The sequence below is a fragment of the Arthrobacter sp. B0316-1-20 genome, from assembly GCF_059091865.1.
In genome coordinates, this window is record NZ_JBNHHC010000036.1 from 1 (window position 1) to 24,886 (window position 24,886).

Here is a 24,886-nt window from a genome sequence, read left to right on the forward strand (position 1 = left end):
CGTGAAAGGGCGGTGTCCTAGGCCGCTAGACGATGGGGGCCAGGACCACTTGGGATTCATTTCCCCGCTGTGGACCTATAAAACTATAGGGCCTGCTCCGGGAAAAACCAAAACCGGCCGACGAGGCCTGCCGCGGCCTCCACCCGGGCGCTTTCGAGGCCGCAGCCCGCGGGTAAAGTCGGCTGTATGCCGATGGAGATGTCCCTGCCGGAATTCGAGGACGCGGTAAACGACGCGATCGACCAAATCCCGGAAGACATCATGCGCGAGATGACCAACGTGGGCATCTTCGTCGAAGAGGAATACACCCCGCAGCCCTGGGAAGACCCCGAGACGGAACTGCTGGGCGTCTACGAAGGCACGCCGCTCACCGAGAGGGACCACTGGTGGGCCGCCGGGTCCATGCCGGACCGCATCGTCGTCTTCCGCGGCCCCCTCCAGCGCATGTGCTCCTCACGCGAAGAATTGGTCCACGAGGTCCTGGTGACCGTGATCCACGAGGTCGCCCACCACTTCGGCATCGACGACGCCCGCCTGCACGAACTGGGCTGGGGCTGACCCCCGCCTCGCCCGTTCGGGACACACTTGGCGGCCACATAAAGCAGGACCCATTGCCCGCGGGACAAAAGGCTCGTTGGCTGAAGCCGGCACAGCGGGCCCATGCAGGCACGGCTCGCGGCCGCACGCTTCAACTGCCCTGAACCACCTCGTGACACGCCGGTTCCTCGCCAATGCTGTTCAAATGACACTGGTGTTGTTTATGTTATTAGTGGGACAAATGTTGCAACTGTGACTGATGTTGCATATCCTCAACGTGCTGTGTGAATGCAGTTCGGTCTAGTTGGGGTGCCACCCGTTCGCACATTTGACCGTTCCGGCCCCAAGGCCGGCCGTCCCGAAAGGGCGCGTGCATTTACCGCGCTCCTAGTAAGGACCCGTTCGGATGAGGCTGCTTCCCTCGGGGCGTCCCGCCCCGCATCGCTCGACGACGCCGCGGCGCGCCGTCGCGCTCTTCTCGGCTACCGCCCTGCTGATCTGCGTTCCGGCCCTGGCGCCGGCCGTCGCCGCACCGGCGGGAGAGTTGCCGCTGGTGACATCGCAGCAAATCATCCTGCCGGCGGCGCCCACGCTGCCTTCCGGCGAGGAGATCGACGACGCCAAGGGCGATGCAGCGGCAACCCAGGCCCTGGTGGATCGGATCGAGGAGCAGCTCAAGGCGGCTTCGGGGAACCTTGCGAACGCGCAGTTCGATTCCATGCGTTCCCAGAACGCCTACAGCGAGTCGCTGCTGAGGCAGCAGGAGCGGACCACCGAACTCGCCGATGCCAAGGCCAAGGCGTCGCAGGCAGCGCAGTACTTCGAGTCGGTCAAGAATCAGGTGGGGCAGCTGGCCGGTGAACTCTACCGGAACGGCGGCGTCAACCCCGGTCTAAGCTCGCTGCTGGACAGCAAGGACGCCGGCGACGTGCTGTACAAGGCCTCCACGCTCAATGCGCTGACGGCGAACCGCTCGCAGACCCTGAGCGAATCCCAGCAGGCCGCCCAGCTGTGGGCAGCCTGGGAGCTCTATGTCACCCAGGCCGAAGAGGCCGCCCGGGACGCGGCAGTAGCCGCGGAGGCGGCGGAGTCGGATGCGAAGGCTGCCAGCGCCGCGCAGGAGCAGCTCGTGGTCCGTTACGAGGAACAGCGGCAGGCGCTGCTGGAACATCTGGCCGAACTGCGCGGAACCAGCACCGGTGAAGAGGACGCGCGCATCACCGCGCTGGAGCGCGCCGAGCAGGATCGACAGCTCCAGGCCCTGGTCGAGCAGTCGGCACAGGAGGCCGCCGCCGCCCAGCGGCCCGCCGGTGGCAGTTCAAACCCGCAGGGCTCCACGGTTGCAGCGGCCTCTGAAGACATCACGCCGGCCCGGCCCGCAGCGCCGCCGGCAACCTCCCGCCCGGCCGCGCCGTCGACCCCGCCGGCAACCTCCCGGCCGGCAACCCCGTCAACCCCGCCACCGGCGTCACGGCCCTCGACGCCTGCGCCGTCCCGGCCCTCGACGCCTGCCCCGGCCCCGCCTCCGCCGCCGGCCCCGCAACCGGCCCCGAAGCCCAAGCCGGATCCGGCACCGCCGGCACCGGCCCCCGGCAGCAACGCGGGCATCGCCAACGCTGCCATCAACTTCGCGATGGCCAAGCAGGCGAACAACAAGAGCTTCTACGATTGGGGCGGCAGCGGCCCGTGGGGCTACGACTGCTCGGGACTGACGCAGGCGGCCTTTGGCAGCGCCGGTCGCTACCTGCCCCGCGTGGCGCAGGACCAGCTCGACTCCGCGCCGCACAAGGTGCCGCTTTCCCAGCTTCAGCCCGGCGACTTGGTCTTCTGGGGCGAGCCGAATGCCATCTGGCACGTGGCGATCTACATCGGCAACTGGCAGGTAGTCCACGCACTGAACCCGGACGTCGGCTTGACCGTCACGAATATCAGCCACATGTACGGCAAGCTGCACACGGTCGGCGCCCGCTGGGCCGTCTAGCCTGCACTGCTTAACTAGCCTGCACTGCTTAAATGGGGCGGGCCCGGAACCTTTGAGGTTCCGGGCCCGCCCTTCTGCTACCTGCGGTTATTCGGCGTCGGGCAGGGGGCCGAAGTTGCGGCGGTCGTCCAGGCGAGGGTCATGCTTGTCCGGCACCACCATGACGGGGCCCTTGGCATGGTGCAGCACGCCCTGGCTGGTGGAGCCCAGCAGCATGCCGGCGAAGCCGCCGCGGCCGCGGGTACCAACCACCAGCAGTTCGGCGGTGCGTGACGCCTCGATCAACAGTTCTACCGGGGAGCCGTCCTGCACTTCACCGGTGACGCGCAGATCGGGGAAGTGGCTCTTGAGCCACGCCACGCCGGCGTCGAGCTGCTCACGGATATCCGCATAGAGCGCCTCACGGTCGAGCGGTGCCGGCACCCACGCCAGCGAGCCGGTGAACGGCGGCATGGCGCAGATGACCTTCAGCGGATAGCCGAGCCGCTCGGCCTGCTCCGCGGCGACCAGGGTGGCGTTGCGGGCCTGCTCGGAACCATCGACCCCGACCACGACGACCTTCTGGACGTCCTCGGGGCGGATCGCCTGGTCCTTGGACCGGGGAAGCTCGATGTCCAGGTCGCCGAGGCGCGGCGCGCAGGCCAGCGGAATCGTCACCGTCGGACAGGAAGCGTGGGCCGGGACGGCGCTGCTCACGGAGCCCAGCAACCGGCCCATGAAACCACCGCGGCCGCGCGTACCGACCACGACCAGCTCGGCCTGTTCCGAGAGCTCCAGCAGCACCCCGGCGGCGTCGCCGGTTTCCACCCGCGCATCGATGTCCAGGCCGTAACCGGTAACTTTGGACACCGCCTGCTCGAGCACGGCTTCGGCGCCTTCGCGGATCACCGAATCGTCCAGGGTGGCATAGCCGGCGTCCATGCTGGAGGCAGCGAAGACCGGAACGGTGTAGGCGGTCACGACGTGCAGCGGGGTTCTGCGCCGTTGCGCCTCCTCCGCAGCCCAAACCAACGCGCAGATGCTCTGATCGGAGCCGTCAACTCCGACGACAATGCCGCGGGGTGCCGCGCCCTGTCCGGCGTCTGAACCTGTGGCTTCTGTCATTCGTTCCGCCTCCCTCAACGTCGCACGGGCATCCTCGCCCGCTACCCTCAGCTTACTCTGCAACAAAGCGCTTCTCAGTGGCCGAAAAGTTATGTAGGCTTCGATGAAAATTGTGTTAAATAACAGTTTCACAATGCGTGTGCGGGCGGTCCGTTCGCCGCCCGAGGTTCTCGCTACCGTACAAGGAGTCCGTGCAGTGAGTGGCGTTTCCGTACCAGAAGTGCCTACCGAATACACCACCACGGTGGTCATCGGTTCCGGGCTGCCCGGACTGGCCGTGGCGAGCGAGCTCAGCCGCCAGGGCGTGTCGTCAATCGTCGTGGAGGGGTTGCTCCCCCAGCCGGCCGACCAGGGACGCAGGTCCCCGCTGGCGGACTCGACGCACCGGAGCGAGCGCAACGACCTGCTGCGGTTGCTGCAGGCCTACGCCGCCAGCCATGCGCTGGACATCCGCCACAGCACCCATGTCTGCGGCGTCACCAAGACGTCGGAAAAACCAGCGTCGGCGGCACCGGCGGACCCGTCCAGGCCGCCGGCTGCCTCTGTGGCCCACGCGCCCGCGATGAGCAGGGACAAGAACCAGAAGTGGGTCATCCGCACCGAAAACGGCTTGCTGGTCGCCGATTCCGTCGTGCTGACGGGCTGCGCGCAGAACCAGATGCGCCGGCTGCTCCGGAGCCTGGGCATCGCGGCCGGCGAAAACCTCGCCTCCGTCCTGAAAGCGATCGGCCTCTACCTGGTCGGCGTGGCGGATCTGCTGGCGCCGAGCACACGGGACATCATCCGGCAGGCGAAGGTGGCCGGCAGCGCCATCGCTTCCACCTCCCGGCCGGCCGTCGCCTGACGCCGGGCGGACGGTAACAGCGGCACCATACGCTCGGCGCTAGACCCCGGGCGGGCGGGAAAACAGCGGCGCCATACGCTCGTCGCCTGACGCCGGGCAGGCGGGAAACAGCGGCACCCGTACGCCGCCGCGTGCCGCAGGGGCTAGAATTTTGGGGAAATCCCTGACCATACCACTTACCTGTGGAGGACATCCCCCATGCCCCAAAAGGGAGCAGTAGCCGCCAAGACTTCGGTGCTCGACCGCTATTTCGAGATCACCAAGCGCGGCTCCAACTATTCGCGCGAAATCCGCGGCGGCCTGGCCACGTTCTTCGCGATGAGCTACATCGTGGTGCTGAACCCGCTGGTCCTGGGAGGCGCCGATTCAACCGGCGCCATGCTCGGCGCCGAACGCGTCGCGGCGGTCACGGCCCTCGTGGCCGGAGTGCTGACGATTGTGATGGGGGCGTGGGCCAAGTACCCGTTCGCCCTCGCCACGGGCCTGGGCGTCAACGCCTTCATCGCCATCACCGTTGCGACCAACCCGGGCCTGACCTGGCCAGACGTGATGGGCCTGGTGATCCTCTCCGGCATCACCATGCTGATCCTGGTCCTGACCGGTTTCCGGACCGCGGTGTTCAATGCCGTGCCGCAAAGCCTCAAGACCGCCATCGTGGTGGGAATCGGCATGTTCATTGCCCTGATCGGCCTGGTCAATGCCGGCTTCATCCGCCGCATTCCGGACGCGGCGGGCACCACCGTTCCGGTGGGGCTCGGGTTCGACGGCGTGCTGCTGGGCTGGCCGATCCTCGTCTTCGTCGTCGGCCTCATCCTGACGATCGCCCTGGTGGTCAAGAAGGTCAAGGGCGGCATCCTGATCGGCGTCATCGCCGCCACCGTGCTCGCGGTGGTCATCGAAGCGGTGGCCGACGTCGGGCCGTCGATGGGTCCCGACGGCCCCAATCCGCTGGGATGGTCCCTGGTGGTGCCCGAGCTGCCGAGCGGCAGCTGGGTGGGGCTGCCCGACCTCAGCCTGATCGGCCAGGCCAGCCTCTTCGGCGCCTTCGGGACGCTGGGCGTCACCGCCGCTTCCCTGCTGGCGTTTGCGATCCTGCTGAGCATCTTCTTCGACGCCATGGGCACCATGGTCGGCCTGGCCAACGAGGCCGGGCTGACGGACAAAGAGGGCAACATCCCGGACGTCGACCGCGTCCTGATGGTCGACGCCGTGGGCGCCATCGCCGGCGGCGCGGGATCCGTCTCGTCCAACCAGATCTACGTCGAGTCCGGCGCCGGGATCGGCGAGGGCGCGCGCACCGGCCTGGCCAACGTTGTCACCGGCCTGCTGTTCCTGATCGCCATGTTCTTCACGCCGCTGATTTCGCTGGTTCCGTTCGAGGCGGTGGCGCCGGCGCTCGTCGTCGTCGGTTTCATGATGGTGTCGCAGGTGGGCAAGATCGACTGGTCCGACTGGGGCGTGGCCATCCCCGCCTTCCTGACCTTCACGCTCATGCCCTTCACGTATTCCATCGCCAACGGCCTGGGCGCGGGCTTTATCGCCTACGTGCTGGTGCGCACGTTCCAGGGCCGGGCCAAGGACATCCACCCGCTGATGTGGGCGGTGGCCGCGGCCTTCGTGCTCTTCTTCGGCATGGGCCCGGTCGAGCAGCTCATCGGCTTCCGCTGACCCCAGGTCCGCCGAGGCGAAAGGGACCGGTACCGCCCGCAACGGGTGGTACCGGTCCCTTCGGTTTTACTCGCTTGGCTTGCGCCGTCGCGCCTAGGCCTGGGCCCGCACTTCTGCTTCCGTGCGTGCCAGGTCGGCCCGGTCCAGGTCGCGCAGGGAGGCGCCCTTCGTTTCGCGGGTGAAGATCACCGCCACGACGGTGATGGCCGACGCGACCACCAGGTACAGGGCAACCGGCAGCCAGTGCTCGAAGTCCTTCAGCAGCGTGGAAGCGATGATGGGGGCGAGCGAACCGGCGAAGATCGAGGTCACCTGGTAGCCCAGCGAGACACCGGAGTAGCGCATCCGGGTCGGGAACATCTCGGCCATGATGGCCGGCTGCCCCGCATACATCAGCCCGTGCACGGCAAGGCCCAGGAAGATCGCGGCCAGGATGATGATCGGGTTCTGCGTGTCGAACATCGGGAAGGCGACGAAGGCCCAGACCCCCGACAGCACGGCGCCGGCCATGTAGACCGGACGGCGGCCGATGTTGTCCGACAGGCGCCCGTAAAACGGGATCACGACGAAGTGGAAGGCGTGCGCCAAAATCAGCAGGCCCAGCACCGTGGTGACGTCGAAGTCGTGAACGGTCTTCAGGTACGTGATGGAGAAGGCCACCACGATGTAGTAGATGATGTTCTCCGCCACGCGCAGACCCATGGCGGTGAACACGCCGCGCGGGTACTTCTTCATCACTTCCACGACGCCGTAAGACGTGGACTTCACCTTGGCGGACTCGGCCTGGGCTTCCAGGAAGATCGGCGCCTCGGTGACCTTGGTGCGGATGTAGTAGCCGACGAGCACGATGACCGCAGAGAGCCAGAAGGCGACGCGCCAGCCCCAGGCCTGGAACTCGGCCTCGGAGAGGATGCCGGACATCACCCACAACACTACCGTGGCCAGCATGTTACCCATCGGCACACCCGCCTGCGGCCAGGACGCCCAGAAGCCGCGCTTGGCTGCCGGGCTGTGCTCGGCCACCAGGAGGACCGCGCCGCCCCATTCGCCGCCGATAGCAAAGCCCTGGACGAACCGCAGCACCACCAGCAGGCCCGGCGCCCAATACCCGATCTGGTCGAACCCTGGCAGGCAGCCCATCAGGAACGTGGCGGCACCGATCAGGATGATGCTCACCTGCAGCAGCTTCTTCCGGCCCAGCTTGTCACCGAAGTGGCCGAACACGATCCCGCCCAGCGGCCGGGCAATGAAGCCGACGGCGAACGTGACGAAGGCGGCGATGATCGCGTCCAGTTCGGTGCCAGCATTCGGGAAGAACAGGGCGCCGAACACCAGCGTGGCCGCGGTGGCATAGAGGAAGAACTCGTACCATTCCACGACCGTGCCGGCCATGGAAGCGGTGACGACCTTGCGCAGGACCGACGGCGGCGACTCGTGCGTCGCGCCGGATCCGGGTCCGGTGGGGGTAGCGTGGGCGCTCATCATTCTCCTTGCATGGCGTGCGGTTAATGCGGCGTTGGCCGCCGGGACTCCCCCCGCACGCTGTGAGTGTGGTCACAATCAGACGTAGCCGAGTATTCCCCGGTCCTGCATGTGCATCAATGACAAACTTTGCAGGCATGGTCTGCAAAGATGCAGATATGCCTCCCGCGCCTCAGTCCGCCAAGCCGGACGACCTGATCATCCTCCTCGCCGTCGCCCGCACCGGCCGGTATACCGTGGCGGCCGAGAACCTGGGCCTGAACCACACCACCGTCTCGCGCCGCATCGCCGCCGTCGAAAAGGTTCTGGGCGGCCGCGTGTTCTCCGGGGCGCCGGGCGGCTGGGAGTTGACCGACCTGGGCCGCAAGGCGGCAGCGGTCGCCGAGCGGATCGAAGAATCGCTCACGGAGCTTGGCCGCACACCGGATCAGGCGGACCGGCTGGCCGGGGTGGTGCGGATGTCGGCCACCGACGGTTTCAGCGCGTTCGTCGCCGCCCCGGCGATCGCCCGCCTGCAGCAGCGCCATCCCAGGCTCAGCGTGGAGATCGTTACCGCCGCCCGCCGGGCCACGCAACACCGGCCGGGCTTGGACTTCGAAGTCGTCGTCGGGCGGCCGCAGGTGATCCGTGCGCGATCCATCCGGCTGGGCAACTATGTCCTGGGTCTCTACGGCTCCCGTGATTATCTGGCCGAACACGGAGTACCGGACAGCGTGCGCGTGGCCATGAACCACCCGTTGGTCTATTTCGTCGACTCCATGCTGCAGGTTGACGACCTCGACGCCCCGCGCCGTTTGCTGCCGGCGATGTCCACGGCCCTGGGTTCCACCAACGTGTTCGTCCACGTCGAGGCAACCCGTGCCGGTGCCGGCCTCGGCCTGCTGCCGTGCTTCATGGCCAACCGCCATCCGGACCTGGTCCGGATCCTGCCGGGGGAACTGGAGGAGCGGCTCGGCTACTGGCTGGTGGCGCGGCCGGAGTCGCTGCGGCAACCGGCGGTGGCGGCGGTCGTCGATGCGCTCCGGCGCGAGACCCGCAGCAGGGAAGCCGAGCTGATGGGGAAGGGAACCGGCATTCGGTGAAAGGATTAATGACCGAGATGCCGGGCACTGGACCTAACTTGGGGGGATTAGGTTCTCAGCACCCGGCATCCGGCGCCGGATCGAATCCGGCTGAGCAGACATAGCGCTCCAGCCACCATCCATAGTGTCGAAGCCGTTCTTTCCATGCCTGCCTCCGGAGAGCCAGCCGCAAGCGGCTCGCTCCCGGGCCTGGTACGGCCGCTGCACGGCCGTTCTTGTCCATCTTACAAACAAATTCCGGCCGAAGTCATAACGTTCCGGGAAAGGTCCTAATTGGCCGGCCGGTCTTGCCGGATCGCCGATCCTCTGCAAAACTTCTCCACTCTCGGCCCGTCCCACAGCTGTGCCGGCATGGCACCGTGCAGCAACTCCCGGACGAGTCCGGGACCGGTTTCCAGCGGCTGGTCGCTGGCAGCGATGACCACGTTTCCGTGCCGGCGGCCCTTGAGCATCGGCGGGTCGGCGATGATCACCCGGTGCTCGAACACCTCGCCGATGGTCGCCGCCTCCTCGCGGGCACCGATCAGCCGTGGCGTGTCGCCGCAGTTCACCAGGTAGACCCCGCCGGGTGAGAGGACTCGCCGCACCGCCCGGGTGAATTCCAGCGTGGTCAGTCCGTACGGGGTCTCGCTGCCGGAGAAGACGTCGCGGACCACCAGGTCCCGGCTGTCCTCGCTCAGTGATTCGGTGACCTCCCTTGCTTCACCCACCCGGATGCGCACCAACGGCGCACGCGGGATGTCGAACCACTGGCGCACGAGGTCGGCCAGCTTCGCGTCGATCTCGACCACTACCTGGCGCGCCTCCGGGTACGCGGCCGCCAGGTAGCGGGCCAACGAGCACGCCCCGCCGCCCAGGTGCAGGGCCCGAAGCTTGGCCCCGGGTCCCCAGCGTAGGGATGCGATCAGCGCCGCCATCCAGCGCATGTATTCGAAGTCCAGCCGCAGCGGATCGCCGACCACCACGTGGGAGGACTGGACGCCGTTGATCTTGAGCAGCCAGCTGTCCGCCGAGTCGGGCTCGCGGACCAGCTCGGCTGTCCCGGAGGAAATCTCATAGCGTCCCTCGGCCGGCCCGCCGGACGCCTCCGGCTCCCGTGCCGCCTCGGCACGGGTGCTGCGCCGCGCCATCGGCTACTTGACCAGCGCCAGCGCGAAGCCGTCCCAGCCCTTGCCGCCCACGGTCTGGATCGCCGTGGCGTCCAGGCGCGGGTCGGAGCCCAGCAGCGCCAGCGCATCCCGGGTGCCGCGGATGTCGCGGTCCTCCGCGCCGGCGTCGCCGCCGTCGGTCAGCACCTTGCCCGACCGGACGACGTTGTCCACCACGATAAGGCTGCCGGGACGAGTCAGCCGCAGGGCCCACTCCACGTAGTTCCGGTTGTTTTCCTTGTCCGCGTCGATAAACACGAGGTCGAACGGCCCGACGCCCGCTTCGGCCAGCCGCGGCAGGGTATCCAGTGCCGCGCCCACCCGGATGCTGACCTTGTCCGCGAGGCCGGCTGTCTCCAGGTTCCGCTGCGCCACCTCGGCGTGCCGCGGTTCGTACTCGCAGCTGACCACTTCGCCGTCGTCCGGCAGTCCGCGGGCCAACCAGATGGTGCTGTACCCGCCCAGCGTGCCGATCTCCAGCACCTTGCGGGCACCGCGCAGCCGGGCCAGCAGCATCAGCAGCTTGCCTTGGGTTGCGCTCACCTCGATCGCCGGCAGGCCTTCTTGCGCGGCACCCTCCCTGGCTGCGACCTGGGACTGGTCCTCCCCCACCAAGGTGACGGTCAGGTAATCTTCGACGGCGGTCCACGCCGCTTCCGGATCGACATCCGGCAGGCCCGGCTGGACGGTCACTGCTGCTCCTGCTCGGCGATGGCAGCCTCCAGGCGGTCCACCTTGCCGCTGAGCTCGCCGTAGTATCCCGGACGAATGTCCGCCTTGAGCACCAGGGACACGCGCGATCCGTGACGGCCTACGGCCTCGGTGGCGCGCTTGATCACGTCCATTACCTCGTCCCACTCGCCCTCGATGGTGGTGAACATCGCGTCCGTGTGGTTCGGCAGCCCGGATTCGCGGACGATCCGGACGGCCTCGGCAACCGCGTCATGGACCGAGGCATCGTGGGGTGCGGGACCGGCGACGGGTACCCCGGAGGGTGCAACAGAGAAGGCTACAAGCATGGCTTCAGTCTTCCACAGCACCCGTGCCGGCGCACAGGTTCGGTGTCACCTGCCGCAACCACGGGGCCTTCTGCAGCACCGGACGTGACGGACTTTACATGCATTTGCATAAAAATTGCCGGGTTTCGGAGCTAGGCTGGACATGCGGGTTTCGCACCCGCACCGTTCCGCCGGTCCGTTCCACCGGTCGCCCGCGGAATGCCACCATCCGCGCCGAGCCACAGGAGACCCCATGAAAGCCTGGCAATTTACCAACACCCACGAGCCGCTTGAACTGAATGAGGTCGAGGAGCCGACCGCCGCACCCGGCGGCGTCGTCATCGACATCAAGTCGGCCGGGTTGTGCCACTCGGATGTAGGCATGCTTGAGGACGAGGGCTGGCTCTCGACGCTGGCCAAGCGCCCCATCACCCTCGGCCATGAGGTGGCCGGGGTCATCACCGAGGTCGGGGAAGGCGTCACCGACTGGAAGGTCGGCGACCGCGTGGGCTGCTGCCCCACGACTCCGGCCGGCGCTCCCGGCTACGCCTTCGACGGCGGCTTCTCCTTTAAGACTGCCATCGACCAGCAGGCTCTGGTCCGCATTCCGGACAACGTCAGCTTCGCCCAGGGTGCGGCCGGCACCGATGCCGGCATGACCAGCCACCACGCCGTCATCGCCAACGGCCAGGTCAAGGCCGGCGACAAGGTCGGCATCATCGGCTTCGGCGGCCTTGGCTCCATTGGCGCCCGCGTGGCCGTGTTGGCCGGCGCGGAGGTCTACGTCGCCGAGGTCAACGAGAAGATCTGGGACCAGGCCAAGGAGACCGGCGCCAAGGACGTGGCGAAGTCCATCGCCGAGTTCAAGGAGATCGGCCTGGACGTCGTCGTCGATTTTGCCGGCTTCGGCACAACCACCGCCGAGGCCATCGAGACGGTCCGCCGCGGCGGCCGCGTGGTCCAGGTTGGCATGGGCCGGCTGGAGTCGACCATCAGCACCAAGGCCCTGATTCTCTCCGAGGTCACCCTGGTCGGCTCGCAGGGCGGCACCCGCGACGACGTGCAGGGCGTCTACGATTACTTCGCCACCGGCAAGCTCACTCCGACCATCACCGAGATCACCTTCGAGGACATCCCCGAGGGCCTGGAGAAGCTGAAGAGGGGCGAAGTCGTCGGCCGGCTGGTCGCCAAGATCGCTGACTGACCCCTCACCGGATGATTGACGACGGCGGTGCGAACCGCCGTCGTCAACCTGCCTTAAGCCGCGGAATCCTGATGACACAGACATATGCACAGAAACTGTGTACATGCGGTCTTGGCGCAAAATCAATTCGGTTTTCTGAGACAGCTCGTGTAAATCTGCACCCGGTGCCCAAATGCATGCCAAGGCTTTCAAAGGGACCCGCAGGCGCTTGAGGAACAGCAAGCCAGTGACTTCCTCGAAATTATCAAAAAGACAGCAGACCGTGGTTGTCCCAGGCGTTCGATATGCTCATTGAGCACAAACACATACCTAGTTGGGGAACCATGAAACTCAAGCCTTGGATCGCTGTCGCCGCCGTCTTATCACTCTCGGGTTGTGCCGGGGGATCCAATCCGACGCCAACCGTCACAGTGACAGAGACAGTTACCGCTGCCCCGGCCGCAGAGGACGTCCAAGCAGGGCCCACGGATGAAGCTGACGATACCGCCTCGGCTTCCACCGATGGGATATTCGGGACGGGAGAACCGGCGTCCAACTTCGGCGTCGAGTTGATCGTCGACAAGGCATATCTGGCCAAAGACGTTCCGCTCAATAAGACCAACTACCAGCAAGGCAGCGGCTACGAGACGTACACAAATGAAAAACCAGCGAAGGGTGGGAAGTTCCTAGTCGTTGAAGCCACTGTGAAGAACATTGGAAAGAAATCGATGGATCTGACGTGTGGCTACCCTGTTGACATCAAGGCTGCTGATACCGAAGAACGGGCCTACGATACGATTCAGTCCCTCTACGAGTACAAAGGGAATCCCGAGTGCAACGCTCAACTTCAGCCCGGCTTTGAGGACGAGATGACTTACGTCTTTATGGCTCCCAAAAATGCTGAACTGACTGGATTGGTCTTTCGAGACCTCAACAACGATGACTACGGAGATTTCACTGCGATTAGGTTCGACAAGCCACTGACATAAAACGCCGCAGGGTTATCCCCAACCGGCCAGGCGGAGCAGTGCGGCCGCGGCGGCGCCGGCGATGACCACCACCAGGAACGGGGCGCGCAGCAACAGGGCGACCGCGGCGGCCAGCAGCGCCCCGACCCGGGCGTCGAACGCCAGGTGCTGGCCGGTGGAGAAGGCGTTGACGACGGTCAGCGACGCGAGCAGGCCGATGGTCATGGTGGCGGCGACCCGGGACATGCGCTGGTTCTTCATCCACCTGGCGGGCACCAGATAGCCGGCCAGCTTGGTGAGGTAGGAGATGACGCAGGCGGCCCCTATCCAGATCCACAGGCTCATAACGCCTCCCTTCCGTCCCCGCTGCCGGCCGGATCGTCGCGGCCCGCCGCCCGGCCCTCGGACCCGGCGAGCGTGTGGGACCCGTCGTGCTCGGAATACGGCTCGTCATAGGGCTCGATGTCCGGCGCCATCCCGGCGGGAATGGGTTTGTGGGTGAACCAGCCGATGGCGGCCGCGACCGCCGCCGCCACCAGGATGGGCACTCCGCTGGGCACGAACGGCACGGCCAGCAGCGTGGCCAGAGCACAGGCAACCGCAATGGCGGCCGGTTCCTTGCCTTTCAGCCTCGGCCACAGCAGAGCCAGGAACGCGGCAACGGCGGCTCCGTCCAGCCCCCACTGCCTCGGATCGCCCAACGCGTTGCCGGCCAACGCCCCCACCAGCGTGAATAGATTCCAGAGCAGGAATATACCCACGCCGGCGGTCCAGAAGCCGCGCCGCTGCTCGCCGGCGTTGTCCTGGCCGGACGCCGTGGCGGTGGATTCGTCGATGGTCACGTGGGCGGCCAGCGGCCGCCACCAGCGGGACGGGGAGACGAGCGCGTTCATCTGCATGCCATAGATGCCGTTGCGGATACCCAACAGGGCGGAAGCGGTCATCGCGGCCAGGCCGGTGCCGCCGCCGCCGATCACCCCGATGAACGCGAACTGGGAGCCGCCGCTGAACAGCAGCAGGCTCAGCGCCATGGTCTGCCAGAGGTCGAGCCCCGATGCCACCGACAATGCGCCGAACGACACCCCGTACAGCCCGGTGGCGATGGAGATGGACAGCCCCACTTTCACGGCCGGGGACTGGAGAAACTTCACCCGTCTACAGTAGCCGGGAAGGCAGCCGCCCCGCCGCCGCACCAACCGTGGATATCGCTGTGAAAACTGTGGAAACGGTCCGGGGAAACGGCTGCGGGAAGCGGCTGCGCCTACACCGCTTCCTGCGCGTGGCCGTTGATCGCGTCCGCCGCACGGATCAGCGCCAGGTGCGAGAACGCCTGCGGGAAGTTGCCGGCCATGCGTTTGTTCGCGGTGTCGTACTCCTCGGCCATCAGCCCCAGGTCGTTCGCGTAACCGACCAGCCGGTCCATCAGGTCGCGGGCGTCGCCGATGCGCCCGGAGCGGGCATACTGTTCCACCAGCCAGAAGCAACAGGCCAGGAACGGGTGCTCGCCCGGAGCCAGACCGTCCACCCCCGACTCGGTCCGGTAGCGCAGGATCAGTCCGTCCGCATCCACGAGTTCCCGCTCCAAGCGGGCGACGGTACCCAGCATCAGGTCGTCGTCGTACTTCACGAAGCCCACCTGCGGCAGCACCAGCAGCGATGCGTCCACCTCGGTAGTGTCGTAGCTCTGGGTGAAGGAGTTGATCTCCCGGTTGAAGCCGTGCTCCATGATCTCTTCGCGCAGCTTGTCCCGCAGCTGCGCCCAGTGCTCGGCTTCGCCGTCCAAGCCGTGCTCCTGCACCGCCCGCACGCCGCGGTCGAACGCCGCCCACATCATCACCCGCGAGTGGGTGAAGTACTTCCGTTCGCCCCGCATCTCCCAGATGCCCTGGTCCTTCTGGTCGAAGTGCTTCTCGATGTAGTGCAGCATGGCCTTCTGCAGCGGCCAGGAGAAGTGGTCCTCGGTGCCGCCCATGTTGCGCAGCTTCTCCAGCGCGACCATGACCTCGCCGATCACGTCCGCCTGGTACTGGCCCACCGCGCCGTTTCCCACCCGCACCGGCGCCGACCCTTCATACCCGGGAAGGTGCGGGATGATCCGTTCCTCCAGGTCGCGTTCGCCGGCCACCCCGTACATGATCTGCAGGTCTTCCGGGTCTCCGGCCACCGCGCGCAGCAGCCAGTTGCGCCACTGCAGCGCCTCGTCTTCGTAGCCGTGGGTCATCATCGATTCGAGCGTCAGCGCGGCATCGCGGAGCCAGACGTAGCGGTAGTCCCAGTTCCGTTCCCCGCCGAAGGACTCCGGCAGCGAGGTAGTCGGCGCGGCGACGATCCCGCCGGTGGTCTCGTGCGTCATGGCGCGCAGCACCAGCAGGGAACGCTTGACGATGCCGTGGTAATCCCCCTGGGGAGGGAACCGTGAGCACCAGGTCTGCCAGTAGTGCACCGTTTCCGTCAGCGCGGTGTCGACGTCGATCGCCGGCGGCACCGTCCGGTGGGACGGGAACCAGCACAATTCGAAATCAACCGTCTCGCCGGCCTTAACCGTGAATTCGCCTTCGTGCCGGCGGTTCGCGGCGCGCGGCAGGCGCTCACCGTGCAGCACCAGCGCGTCCGGGCCGGCGATGGCGACGATCGATTCCCGGCCGGTGGCTTCGTCGTGCACGCGGTTCACCCACGGCACCACGTCCCCGTAGTGGAACCGCATGATCAGTTCCTGCCGGATGGTCATTTCGCCGGAAAGGCCCTCGACGCGGCGGACAAGTGACGCCCGGCGGTCGCCCACCGGCATGAACTCCGTCACCAGTGCCTCGCCTGTTTCGCTCTTCCAGCGGGTCTGCAGCACAAACGTCGACGGAACATAAGAGCGTTCAACGACGACGGCGGACGGCGCCTCCGTTGCTTCTGCCGCCCCTGCTGCCTCTACTGCCGGCGGGGTGCCGGTGCGGACCCCTGCAGTCTCGGTTCCGGCCGGCGCCGGCTCAAGGTCGCCGCGGGGCAGGGTGTCCGTAAGGGTGGAGCGCGCGGACGTCGACTCGGCGGACGTCGGACCGCCGCTGGAAGGCACGCGTACGCCGGTGGCAGCCACGGATACGCCCGCCTCGGTTGCACCGGTGGCGGCCGGGGATGCGCCGGCTTCGGCGGTGCCGGCCGCGTCGCCAAACTGTCCGGCTTCCCCGGCCCCCAGCTGCACTCCGGCAGTCTTTTTCGCCTCGTCCGTCGCAGACCGCCCGGGGTTCTCCGGGGCCGCCGAGACTGCTTCATCTTGTTCGCGCGTCGAGACCGGCGGCTGGCTGCGCTGGACTTCCAACGGGTCGTTGCTCAGGCCGCCGTGCACACCCGTCCCCATCGCTTCCCCGCTCTGCGGATGCGCACCGTCCGGCGCCAGCAGCCAGCGGCCGTGTCCGGGGTGCCCGAGAAGCGCGCTGAAGACGCTGGGCGAGTCGAAGCGGGGAAGGCAGAGCCAGTCCATGCTCCCGGACCGGGACACCAGCGCCCCCGTATGCAGATCCGATATGAGTGCGTAGTCCTCAATTGGAGATGCCATCTCTCCACTCAATCACAACGGACCCGGTTACGGCAGCGGCTGTTCAGGCCGGTGCAGCCTGCAGCTGCCGGCGGACCGCGGCCGGCCGGTTGGTAGTGATTTCGCCGAAACCCAACTCGCGGCACAGTTCCACGTCCTGTGGATCGTCCACCGTCCAGACGCGGAACTGCGTGCCGGCGTCGAGCCAGCGCCGGACGAGCGGCAGATGCGAGCGCACGTAATCGATGCCGGGTCCGGCCCAGCCTACGCGGTGCGATTCGATCAGGCCTTCGCCTTCAGACAGTGCCCGTCGCAGCAGTACCGCCACCGCGCCGACGGTCAACTCGCCCATGAGCAGGCTGGCTTTGAGTTCTTCGGCGTCGATGTCATCCAGGAGTTGGCAGAGATACTGGCCCGGGATGTGGTCGGCCAAGTAGTTCACGGCGTCCGGGTGGAAGCTCATGAAGGACAGCTGGATGTTGTCCAGCCGGGAGGTTTCCGGGTCCCAGCCCTCCGCCATCAGGTACCTGAGCACCTCGTCCTCCAGCTCCTGCCCGTACGGGCTGGGGTGCTTGAGCTCCACGGCCAGGCCCAGCGGCCGGCCGGCGTCGCGCATAAGATCCACCAGGTCGTCCAGTGTCACCAGTTGGTCGGCGGTGCCGCCGTACTCGACCGGAATCGGCGTGCCTTTCCACGAACTGACGTCCAGTTGCAGCAGTTCGTCCAGCGTGTGATCGGACACGTTGCCGGTGCCGGTGGAGGTGCGGTCCAGCGTGAAGTCGTGGAAACAGACCAGCCGGCGGTCTTTGGTCAGGTGGAGATCGCACTCGATCCCATCGGCGCCGTCGGCGATCGCCTGCAGGTAAGCGGCCCGCGTATTCTCCGCATACTGCTCACTGGAACCACGGTGGGCGTAGATCCTCTGGTGCATGAATTCACCGTACGCGATGACCGGACATACGGACCCGCCGTAGGGTTGACTGGTGGGTGAACGAACGATGATCGTTCAGCAATTCGGTTTCGGAGGCAACATGGGCACTCAGACGGGCGGCGGCGTCGCACCTGACACGGCGGAAGGGCGGACGGTCGGCTACGCGGCGCACAACGCCCCCGAAAACCTCCCCGGTGGCGGAACGAGCCGGCTTGCCGTGCTGCCCGACAGCGTCCGTGCCGCAGGACTGCGGCGGATGAAACTGCTGGCCACGGGGTTGCTGCTGGTTCTGGCGGTGGTCTTCGTGGTGTCGTTCGCGCTGCAGGACCGCTACCCGTGGCTGAGCTATGTCCGGGCCGCGGCCGAGGGCGGAATGGTGGGTGCGCTTGCGGACTGGTTCGCCGTGACCGCACTCTTCAAACACCCGATGGGGCTGAAGATTCCGCACACCGCGATCATCCCGCGCCGCAAGGATCAGATCGGCGCCAGCCTGGGCCAGTTCGTGGAAGAGAATTTCCTGGCCGAGGACGTGGTCAAGGCCAAGATCGGGTCCCTTGGGATCACTGCCAAGGCCGGCCTCTGGCTGGAACGGCCGGAAAACACCGAACGGATTGCCCGCGAGGGCGCCACGGCCATCCGCGGAGCCTTGACGGTCCTCAATGACGAGGACGTGCAGGAACTGATTGAGTCGCTGGCCCGTAGGCATCTGATCGACCCGCAGTGGGGACCGCCGCTGGGCCGGCTGGCCGAGCACGTGCTGCGCGACGGCCACCACCTGAAGCTGGTGGATCTGCTGCTGGACCGCGCCGCCGACTGGGTACTGGACAACCAGGACACGGTGGCGCGGCTGGTGTCCGACCGCTCACCGACCTGGGTCCCGCCGTTCCTGGATTCGCTGGTCGGCGACAAGGTGCATCTGGAGTTGTACAAGTTCATCATCGCGGTGCAGGCCGACCCGGATCATCCGATGCGCCAGCAGTTGGACGGGTACCTGAACTCCCTGGCGCAGGACCTGCAGCACGATCCCGAGATGATGGCCCGGGTGGAGGCCATCAAACACAACGCCCTGGGCGACCCCGAAGTGCGCTCCCTGGCGGCGCGCACGTGGGAGACGCTGAAAACCGCCCTGCTGGAGGCGGTGGAGGACCCCCAGAGCGGGTTGAGCCTGACGTTCAAGCGGGCGGTCGGAGACTTCGGCCACCGGCTGGCCACCGATGCGGAGCTGGCGGCCAAGATCGACGGCTGGATCGAGGAGGCCGCCGGGTATCTGGTCCGCACCTATCGGTCCCAGATTGCCGCGGTCATCACCGAAACGGTGGAGCGCTGGGACGCGCAGGAGACGTCGCGGAAGATCGAACTCCAGGTTGGCAGGGACCTGCAGTTCATCCGGATCAACGGCACCGTGGTCGGCTCCCTGGCCGGGCTGGCGATCTTCACGGTGGCCACCGCCGCCTTCGGTTAGCCGCGCGGCTGGGCGCCCTGTGGAGCATCCGCTCCAGTTCGTGACTGGTGCTCCGGTTTGAACCGGAGCACCAGTCACGAAACGGAGCGCAAGGACTACGTCGGGCCTAGCCCGCCCAGAGGAAGCGGATACGTTGGCCGGGCCGGGCCTGGGCCAGCGCCGGGAGGTCGGCCGCTTCCACCACGGCCGGCACCGGATAGCCGCCGGTCACCGGATGGTCGGCCAGGAACACGGTGGGCAGGCCCGACGGCGGCACCTGCACCGCGCCGGTAACCATGCCTTCGCTGGGCAGTTCCCGGTCGACCGCACGCTGCAGCGGCCGGCCCAGTAGGCGCAGTCCGATCCGGTTGCTCTCGGGGCTGACCGCCCAATGGCCCAGCACCAGGCGCTGGCGGGCGTCGGCGGTAAACCAGTCCAGCCGCGGTCCGGGGCGGAGCCGCACGGTCGCAACACTGGCGGGCGGCAGCGGCACCGGCGTCCAACGGGAATCGACGGCGGGCCGTCGTTGGGTGGCGGGTCCTCGGCCCCCGCCGGCGAGCGCGGCGGCGGGGTTCGAGCCGGTCCGCCCGGCCGGTGGAACAGCCCCGGTCTGCACCACGTCCCCGTCCCGCAGCGGAGCCGGTCCCATGCCGGAGAGCAGATCCGTGGCCGCCGATCCCATCAAGGTCTCGGCCACGATGCCGCCGGCCACTGCCAGGTAATACCTGAGCCCGGACGCGGCGGGGGCGATCTCCAGCCGCTGGTCGGCACGGACGTGGAAGGGCCGGTAAAGATCCGGTTGGTCCTTCCGCGGCCAGCCGGGGCCCGTGGACTTCGCCGCCCCGCTTCCCGGGCCCGTCACCGAGAGTTTGCCGGAGGCCCCGGCCACCGCCACCACCGTGTCGGCGTCGAACCGCAGCACAGCGCCGCCCAGCAGCAACTCCAGCCCCGCCGCGCTGTCAGGGTTTCCGACCAGGCGGTTGGCCATGCGCAGTGCCCGGGCGTCCAGTGCGCCGGACGGGCTCAGCCCGATCGCGGCGTGCCCCGGCCGGCCGAGGTCCTGCACCAGGAGTTGCGGCCCCGCCGTGACTACGGTGATCACCGGCTACACCGCCCTGAACCGCACGCGCGTTCCCGGCGCAATCAGTGCCGGCTGCTCCCGCGCGGCGTCCCACAGCCGCTCATCGGTCCTGCCGATCAGCTGCCAGCCGCCGGGCGACGCGAAGGGGTAGATGCCGGTGAATTCGCCCGCCAAACCCACCGCCCCGGCCGGCACCCGGGTCCGCGGTTCGGCCAGCCGCGGTACCTGCAGCGGGTTCCCGGGTGCCACCAGGTAGGCGAAGCCCGGCGCGAAGCCGGTGAAAGCGGCAATCCATTCGCACTGCTGGTGGCGCCGCACGACGTCCGCCTCGCTCACGCCCAGGATCCGCGCCACCGCCGGCAGGTCCTCCCCCGAGTAGTCCACCTCGACCGTGACCTGGTCCCCGGTGGTGCGTGCGCCGCCGTCGTGCGGCGGGGTCTGTTCCAGCCAGCGGCGGACGACGGCGGCGGCCGCCGGGTCGTCGAAGGTCGCCAGGATGGTGCGGGCCGCGGGAACCAGCTCCGTCACGCCTGGCAGCGGCGCAACCGAGAGTGCGCTGTAGTGCGCCAGGACGTCGTCGAGGGTGTCGAATTCGGCGAGCAGGGCGCCCGCGCCGAAGGGCAGGATCCGCACCCTACCGTCCTGTGGTGCGGGGCCCGGACGGAGAGGGAACGGCTGCCGCGCCGGCGGCGCGGGGATCCCCGGCGGCGGGCGGGCGGTGGCCGGCAGCGTTGCCGGCCGCACCCGTGAAGGGACGCAGCGGAATTCCGGCCGCGGCCAGCCGTTCCCGGACCAGCCGTGCCATCGCCACCGCGCCCGGGGTATCGCCGTGGACGCACAGCGAATCCGCTGCCGCGGCGCGGGCGAAGTTTACGGCCCGGTCGGCGATCTCCTCCAGGTCTTCCAGCAGGGCGCCGGGCTCGCCGCGCGGAATGAGCGTTCCGTCCGCCCGGTAGCCGCGGTCCACGAAAGCCTCCCGGAACACCGGCAGTCCGGCGGCGGCCGCCAGTTCGAGCGCCGCGGATCCGGGCAGCCCGAGGAGGGGAAGCCGCGGCTCGAAGGCGCCGATGGCTTCGACCACCGCCGCGGCCTGGCTGCGGTCGTGGACTATCCGGTTATAGAGCGCGCCGTGCGGTTTCACGTAGGCCACCCGCGCCCCCGCGCGCCTGGCGATCCGGTCGAGGGCTGCCAGTTGGTCAGCGACATCGGCGGTCAGGTCGGCCGCGGCGACCTCCATGCTACGGCGGCCAAACCCGGCCCGGTCCCGGTAGGAAACGTGCGCGCCCACCGCCACCCCGTGCTCCACGGCGCGGCGGCAGGCGGCCAGCATCGTCTCGTCGTCGCCGGCGTGGTAGCCGCAGGCGATGTTCGCGCTGGTGATCAGCGGAAACATCGCGGCGTCATCGCCCATCAGCCGACCGTCGACCGATTCTCCGAGATCGCTGTTCAGGTCGATCCCCGGCCGGCCCCCCGATTCAGCTCGGACCACATCGCCGTGGCCGGCAGGTCCGGTGCCGGATACCGTCACGGCCCGGTCCCATCGTCGGGTCCGCCGGTGGAGCGGCTGCGGGCATCGCCGTCCTGGTCCCCGGACGCCTCGAGGGCCGGCGGCGCCGTCCGCCTGCGGCCGGGCAGCCTCTCCAGCATCCGGGCGGCGACCCGGCCGGGCACCGCGGGCAGCTCGCCCAGCCGGTACCGGTTGTCGGTCAGGTCCTCCACCAAGGACATCGGCAGCACCAGCGGCGGTTCCCCGAAGGCTGTCCTGGTGGCGTCGATGACGCGCCGGCCCATCACGTGGTTGCCGGCACCACCGACGGCCGCGCCGATGCCGAACGGGACCGCGCGGCCGAGCATCGCCGTCCCCTGCTTGGCCAGCAGTTTGGTCAGGAAGCGCTTCTTCAGGCTGTCCACCAGCGAGCTGACCATGCCGGAGGGCATGCTGCTGCCGACCGCGTTTCCCCAGGCCCGCGACGGGTTTCCGCCGCGCCCGCCGGCCTGCCCGGCGAACTCCTTGATCAGGGAGCTGCCCTCGTCGCCCATCAGGATGGCCATCACCATGGCCTGGGAGCGTTCGGGGTTCTCGGTATCGATGCCATGCAGTTCGGCGATGGACTGGGCGAACAGGGCGGTGGCTTCCAGGAAGCCCACGGTAGCCGCCGCGGAGAGGCCGAGTGCCGCCACCGTGCCCACGCCCGGCACGACGGCGGATGCCCCCACCGCCGCACCGCCGGTGGTCACCGCCGCCAGGTATTTCTTTTCCAACTTCGCGGCCAGCTCGGCCGGCGTCGCGTCCGGGTTCTTGCGCCGCAGCCGGTCCAAGTTGGCCAGCACCAGCGGCCGCTGGACGTCCAGCGCCTTCATGATGCCGGTCGTCACGCCGGGCTTTGGGTTGCCGTGCTTGTCGAAAGCCGCATCGGCGGCGACGCGCATGGCTGGGTTAATCTTTCGTCCTCTGGCCACAAACCCTCCTGGAGCAATCAGCACCGTGATGGTGTTCCGGCCTTAAGCGTAAGTCACGGGTTGCGGGACGTTCCCCAAAACACCAAGTATGCTGACAAAGCACCGCGTACTTCCTGTACGACGGCCGGACGCAGCGACTGCTGCGCCGGCCGCCCAACCTAAAGGAGTTGCTGGCTATGAGAATCGGATCATCAATTGCCTTGATTGCCATCGGCGCAATCCTGGCCTTCGCCGTTGCCGACGTCGTGGATTTCATCGACCTGACGCTGATCGGCTGGATCCTGATGGGTGTAGGCGTGCTCGGCCTGATCATCTCCATCATCATGGCCATGCCGCGCCGCGAGCACCGCGTGACGGAAAGCCGCCGCATCGAGGACCCGAACACGGGCGAAACCATCCGGCGGGACGAAACCCGCGGCCTCTAGGCCCACAGGCTGAGGCAGCCGCTGCACGCGGGCCTCCACGGCCCGCGTGCCGGCCCTGCCTCGACGGTCAGCGCGGTTTTTTGCTGCCCAGCGCCACGAGCGACAGGACAATGCCCGCACCGCACACCAGCGTGGCCAGGTACGCCAGGCCCACGCCGTCCTCGCCGCCCATGCCCAGCGTCAGGCTGAGCGGCAGCCAGAGCACCGCCCAGCCGAGCATTGCGAACAACGGGGCATACCGCTCGCCGCGCGCCGTCCAGCGGTAGGCAAAAACCGCGAGGACAACGACGGCGATGGCTCCGGCCAGGGCGAAGCCCGCCAACGTGCCGCCGCCCTCCGGGTCGTGCCGCGAGCCCAGCGAGAAGGCCGTCATGGTGTCGATGGCCACGACGATGACGCCCGCGGCGATGGCGAACTGCAGGATGTTGCCGGCCTGGATCAGCAACATCCGCCGCACGTCGGGCCTCATGCCGTTTTCCTCCCGTCGCTCCGCCCGCTCGGGGCGCCCTCTCCTGCCACCCTATAGAAGGCACAGGGCGATATCAGGCCCAGGGCGCCGCCCAGCGGGCGTCGCCTTCAGGACCGGCCTGCCGCATACACGGTGGCCCGGTTGGACAGGGCAGTGCCCCGGCGGAAACTTCCACCGGGGCACCGGCCGGCGCCCTCGCGGGCAGGCGTTACCAGCGGACCTTTTTCTCGGGCGGTCCCTGCCGGCCGCTGGCGTGCTTCGGCTTGTGGCTGTTGCCGATGCTGTGCCAGCCGGGCAGGTCGCCGGCGTTGGCCGCACGGCGGGAAGCCAGCCTCGCCTGTTGGTCCTCGGTCAGTTTGGCCGCGGCGGCCGGAGCGAGGTGGATGTTTGGTTCACGGGATTCGGCGGGTTGTGGTGCCCGCGGATCGATGTCAGTCATGGCTCTCCTTCGGTGTTTTCAGGAGCCTGCCGGGAACTGGTCCGCCGCACCGGTCGTCAAGACGGGACGCCACAATACCCGGAGCATCATCCGGGCGTGAGCGGGGGTGGGATCAGGGAACCACTCGCGAGGTACAGCCTCAGCAAGCCTTGTGTGGTTGTCGGCTTGACCGGTCCAAGACCTGGTTACTCGAAAATCAGAATTCCCATGGCGCACAGCCAAACAGCGCCGCAGGGCATCCGGTAGATTCAAGCAAAAGGCCGGCGAGAAGGGGGACCATGTCCGCATCACAGTTCGACCAGCGGTACGACTCGATCTACCAGCGCGGCGGCGAAACGGCCGGCACCCCGCGGACCGCGACGCTGGCGGCGCCCGCGACGGACCCGCGCGCCGACAACCCCACAGCCCAGTCAACGGGCATCGCCGAAGTCATTCCGCCCGACGCCGTCGTGACGGCGGGCCCGGCAGATGCGGCGCCGCTCCGCCGGACGGTCAATCCGTTCCTGGCGGCGATGTGGGTGCTGGGCGTGGGGCTGGCCGGGTTCGGGGTCTGGGGTTCGATTGCACCGCACTTCATCGAGTTGGACGCCATGCTCGGGCCCACCGGCGTCTACGGGCCGCCGTGGATTTTCATCTTTACGTCCGTGGCGCCCATGATCCTGATCGCCGGGCTGCTCACCGTCGTCTGCGCCTTGACCTTGCACGCCGTGGGCTGGATGCGCCGGCATCCCTGACCCCGCCGCGCAGCCGGCGGCGGAAACCCGCCCGTGCGCGCGGAGGATCCTACGCGCGCCGGATCCTATTCGGGGCTTTCGGGCCACTCGACGTGCGGCTCGTACTCCGGGTGCCGGTGCAACCAGCCCGCGACGTACTCGCAGTACGGCACGATCTTCCTCCCGCCAGCGACCACGTCGTCCAGCGCATGGCCGACCAACCTGCCGGCCAGGCCCTGGCCGGCAAAGTCATCGAACACGCGCGTGTGGGTGAACGCCACGGTCCCGCCGTGCGCCTGAATCTCGGTGTACCCGGCCAAGGATCCGGCGGCCAGCACCTCATAGCGCCTGAGGTCTTCGTTCAGCCGGAAAGAGAGGTCGTCAGCCATAGCCCGAGCCTGACACACGC

General features: G+C 67.9%; 26 protein-coding genes. 10 read left to right on the forward strand and 16 right to left on the reverse strand.

Annotation, left to right across the window (positions count from 1 at the left end; all coding sequences use genetic code 11):
* The first annotated feature begins 186 nt into the window (after nt 1-186).
* Together AC5RW2_RS32875 and AC5RW2_RS32880 are read left to right on the forward strand one after the other, a co-directional pair.
* On the forward strand, nt 187-558 hold the full coding sequence (locus tag AC5RW2_RS32875) for a metallopeptidase family protein (RefSeq protein WP_494001987.1): 372 nt from the start codon (nt 187-189) through the stop codon (nt 556-558).
* Between the two features lie 385 nt (nt 559-943).
* Nucleotides 944-2,518: a C40 family peptidase gene (locus AC5RW2_RS32880; RefSeq protein WP_494074946.1), complete on the forward strand. Its 1,575-nt coding sequence runs from the start codon at nt 944-946 to the stop codon at nt 2,516-2,518.
* Nucleotides 2,519-2,605: 87 nt separating this feature from the next.
* Here AC5RW2_RS32880 and AC5RW2_RS32885 read toward each other — a convergent pair whose 3' ends face one another.
* Nucleotides 2,606-3,622: a universal stress protein gene (locus AC5RW2_RS32885; protein ID WP_494001985.1), complete on the reverse strand. Its 1,017-nt coding sequence runs from the start codon at nt 3,620-3,622 to the stop codon at nt 2,606-2,608.
* A 196-nt stretch (nt 3,623-3,818) separates the two neighbouring features.
* On the opposite strand from AC5RW2_RS32885, the gene AC5RW2_RS32890 reads away from it, so the two are divergent.
* Nucleotides 3,819-4,466, forward strand: a complete 648-nt coding sequence (locus AC5RW2_RS32890) for an FAD-binding protein (protein ID WP_494074947.1) — start codon at nt 3,819-3,821, stop codon at nt 4,464-4,466.
* 198 nt (nt 4,467-4,664) lie between these two features.
* Nucleotides 4,665-6,134 carry an NCS2 family permease gene (locus AC5RW2_RS32895; protein WP_494074948.1) on the forward strand — a complete coding sequence of 490 codons (1,470 nt, stop codon included), beginning with the start codon at nt 4,665-4,667 and terminating at the stop codon, nt 6,132-6,134.
* A 93-nt stretch (nt 6,135-6,227) separates the two neighbouring features.
* Here the strand turns inward: AC5RW2_RS32895 and AC5RW2_RS32900 are convergent, their stop codons facing one another.
* A complete protein-coding gene (locus AC5RW2_RS32900; RefSeq protein ID WP_493978385.1) occupies nt 6,228-7,616 on the reverse strand; it encodes an MFS transporter in 1,389 nt (462 codons plus the stop codon).
* A 158-nt stretch (nt 7,617-7,774) separates the two neighbouring features.
* Here AC5RW2_RS32900 and AC5RW2_RS32905 point away from each other — a divergent pair, with 158 nt between their 5' ends.
* Complete coding sequence (locus AC5RW2_RS32905) at nt 7,775-8,698, forward strand: LysR family transcriptional regulator (protein ID WP_494074949.1); 924 nt, start codon at nt 7,775-7,777, stop codon at nt 8,696-8,698.
* A gap of 269 nt (nt 8,699-8,967) precedes the next feature.
* Here AC5RW2_RS32905 and AC5RW2_RS32910 read toward each other — a convergent pair whose 3' ends face one another.
* Genes AC5RW2_RS32910 through AC5RW2_RS32920 form a run of 3 tightly spaced genes read right to left on the reverse strand, consistent with a single transcriptional unit; the run spans nt 8,968 to nt 10,865 of the window.
* Nucleotides 8,968-9,828, reverse strand: a complete 861-nt coding sequence (locus AC5RW2_RS32910; RefSeq protein ID WP_494074950.1) for a spermidine synthase — start codon at nt 9,826-9,828, stop codon at nt 8,968-8,970.
* Between the two features lie 3 nt (nt 9,829-9,831).
* The gene (locus AC5RW2_RS32915) at nt 9,832-10,539 is read right to left on the reverse strand and encodes an O-methyltransferase (protein ID WP_494074951.1); all 708 of its coding nucleotides are present in this window, start codon (nt 10,537-10,539) and stop codon (nt 9,832-9,834) included.
* Nucleotides 10,536-10,865 (reverse strand): thiamine-binding protein, encoded by a 330-nt coding sequence (locus tag AC5RW2_RS32920; protein ID WP_494013342.1) that lies wholly within the window; start codon nt 10,863-10,865, stop codon nt 10,536-10,538. Before AC5RW2_RS32920 ends, AC5RW2_RS32915 begins: the two co-directional genes overlap by 4 nt.
* Nucleotides 10,866-11,097: 232 nt before the next feature.
* Here AC5RW2_RS32920 and AC5RW2_RS32925 point away from each other — a divergent pair, with 232 nt between their 5' ends.
* Both AC5RW2_RS32925 and AC5RW2_RS32930 read left to right on the forward strand, forming a co-directional pair.
* Complete coding sequence (locus AC5RW2_RS32925; protein ID WP_494074952.1) at nt 11,098-12,048, forward strand: zinc-binding dehydrogenase; 951 nt, start codon at nt 11,098-11,100, stop codon at nt 12,046-12,048.
* 284 nt (nt 12,049-12,332) lie between these two features.
* Nucleotides 12,333-13,016 (forward strand): DUF4352 domain-containing protein, encoded by a 684-nt coding sequence (locus tag AC5RW2_RS32930; RefSeq protein WP_494074953.1) that lies wholly within the window; start codon nt 12,333-12,335, stop codon nt 13,014-13,016.
* 12 nt (nt 13,017-13,028) lie between these two features.
* On the opposite strand, the gene AC5RW2_RS32935 is transcribed toward AC5RW2_RS32930, so the two are convergent.
* The 4 genes from AC5RW2_RS32935 to AC5RW2_RS32950 form a co-directional block, all read right to left on the reverse strand.
* Nucleotides 13,029-13,340 carry an AzlD domain-containing protein gene (locus AC5RW2_RS32935; protein WP_494074954.1) on the reverse strand — a complete coding sequence of 104 codons (312 nt, stop codon included), beginning with the start codon at nt 13,338-13,340 and terminating at the stop codon, nt 13,029-13,031.
* On the reverse strand, nt 13,337-14,146 hold the full coding sequence (locus AC5RW2_RS32940) for an AzlC family ABC transporter permease (RefSeq protein WP_494074955.1): 810 nt from the start codon (nt 14,144-14,146) through the stop codon (nt 13,337-13,339). The genes AC5RW2_RS32935 and AC5RW2_RS32940 overlap by 4 nt, the downstream gene beginning before the upstream one ends.
* A 110-nt stretch (nt 14,147-14,256) precedes the next feature.
* Complete coding sequence (locus tag AC5RW2_RS32945; RefSeq protein ID WP_494074956.1) at nt 14,257-16,539, reverse strand: glycoside hydrolase family 15 protein; 2,283 nt, start codon at nt 16,537-16,539, stop codon at nt 14,257-14,259.
* A 43-nt stretch (nt 16,540-16,582) separates the two neighbouring features.
* The gene (locus AC5RW2_RS32950; RefSeq protein WP_494001973.1) at nt 16,583-17,449 is read right to left on the reverse strand and encodes a glycerophosphodiester phosphodiesterase family protein; all 867 of its coding nucleotides are present in this window, start codon (nt 17,447-17,449) and stop codon (nt 16,583-16,585) included.
* A gap of 256 nt (nt 17,450-17,705) precedes the next feature.
* Between AC5RW2_RS32950 and AC5RW2_RS32955 the strand changes: the two genes are divergently transcribed.
* Entirely contained in the window at nt 17,706-18,911 is a 1,206-nt protein-coding gene (locus AC5RW2_RS32955; RefSeq protein WP_494002340.1) for a DUF445 domain-containing protein, read from the forward strand.
* A gap of 106 nt (nt 18,912-19,017) precedes the next feature.
* Here the strand turns inward: AC5RW2_RS32955 and AC5RW2_RS32960 are convergent, their stop codons facing one another.
* From AC5RW2_RS32960 to AC5RW2_RS32975, 4 genes are all read right to left on the reverse strand, one after another.
* On the reverse strand, nt 19,018-19,992 hold the full coding sequence (locus tag AC5RW2_RS32960) for a 5-oxoprolinase subunit C family protein (protein ID WP_494074957.1): 975 nt from the start codon (nt 19,990-19,992) through the stop codon (nt 19,018-19,020).
* Between the two features lie 3 nt (nt 19,993-19,995).
* Nucleotides 19,996-20,604 carry a 5-oxoprolinase subunit B family protein gene (locus AC5RW2_RS32965; protein ID WP_494074958.1) on the reverse strand — a complete coding sequence of 203 codons (609 nt, stop codon included), beginning with the start codon at nt 20,602-20,604 and terminating at the stop codon, nt 19,996-19,998.
* Between the two features lies 1 nt (nt 20,605).
* On the reverse strand, nt 20,606-21,427 hold the full coding sequence (locus AC5RW2_RS32970; RefSeq protein WP_494074971.1) for a LamB/YcsF family protein: 822 nt from the start codon (nt 21,425-21,427) through the stop codon (nt 20,606-20,608).
* Between the two features lie 68 nt (nt 21,428-21,495).
* Nucleotides 21,496-22,431, reverse strand: a complete 936-nt coding sequence (locus tag AC5RW2_RS32975; protein WP_494001970.1) for a hypothetical protein — start codon at nt 22,429-22,431, stop codon at nt 21,496-21,498.
* Nucleotides 22,432-22,607: 176 nt separating this feature from the next.
* Between AC5RW2_RS32975 and AC5RW2_RS32980 the strand changes: the two genes are divergently transcribed.
* The gene (locus AC5RW2_RS32980; RefSeq protein ID WP_494001969.1) at nt 22,608-22,856 is read left to right on the forward strand and encodes a DUF6458 family protein; all 249 of its coding nucleotides are present in this window, start codon (nt 22,608-22,610) and stop codon (nt 22,854-22,856) included.
* A gap of 67 nt (nt 22,857-22,923) precedes the next feature.
* On the opposite strand, the gene AC5RW2_RS32985 is transcribed toward AC5RW2_RS32980, so the two are convergent.
* Both AC5RW2_RS32985 and AC5RW2_RS32990 read right to left on the reverse strand, forming a co-directional pair.
* Nucleotides 22,924-23,325: a hypothetical protein gene (locus tag AC5RW2_RS32985; protein ID WP_494074959.1), complete on the reverse strand. Its 402-nt coding sequence runs from the start codon at nt 23,323-23,325 to the stop codon at nt 22,924-22,926.
* 208 nt (nt 23,326-23,533) lie between these two features.
* Nucleotides 23,534-23,764, reverse strand: coding sequence for a hypothetical protein (locus tag AC5RW2_RS32990; RefSeq protein WP_494074960.1), 231 nt, complete (start codon nt 23,762-23,764; stop codon nt 23,534-23,536).
* Nucleotides 23,765-24,042: 278 nt separating this feature from the next.
* On the opposite strand from AC5RW2_RS32990, the gene AC5RW2_RS32995 reads away from it, so the two are divergent.
* On the forward strand, nt 24,043-24,498 hold the full coding sequence (locus tag AC5RW2_RS32995; RefSeq protein ID WP_494074961.1) for a hypothetical protein: 456 nt from the start codon (nt 24,043-24,045) through the stop codon (nt 24,496-24,498).
* A gap of 65 nt (nt 24,499-24,563) precedes the next feature.
* On the opposite strand, the gene AC5RW2_RS33000 is transcribed toward AC5RW2_RS32995, so the two are convergent.
* Complete coding sequence (locus tag AC5RW2_RS33000) at nt 24,564-24,866, reverse strand: GNAT family N-acetyltransferase (RefSeq protein WP_494013352.1); 303 nt, start codon at nt 24,864-24,866, stop codon at nt 24,564-24,566.
* Between the last annotated feature and the right edge of the window lie 20 nt (nt 24,867-24,886).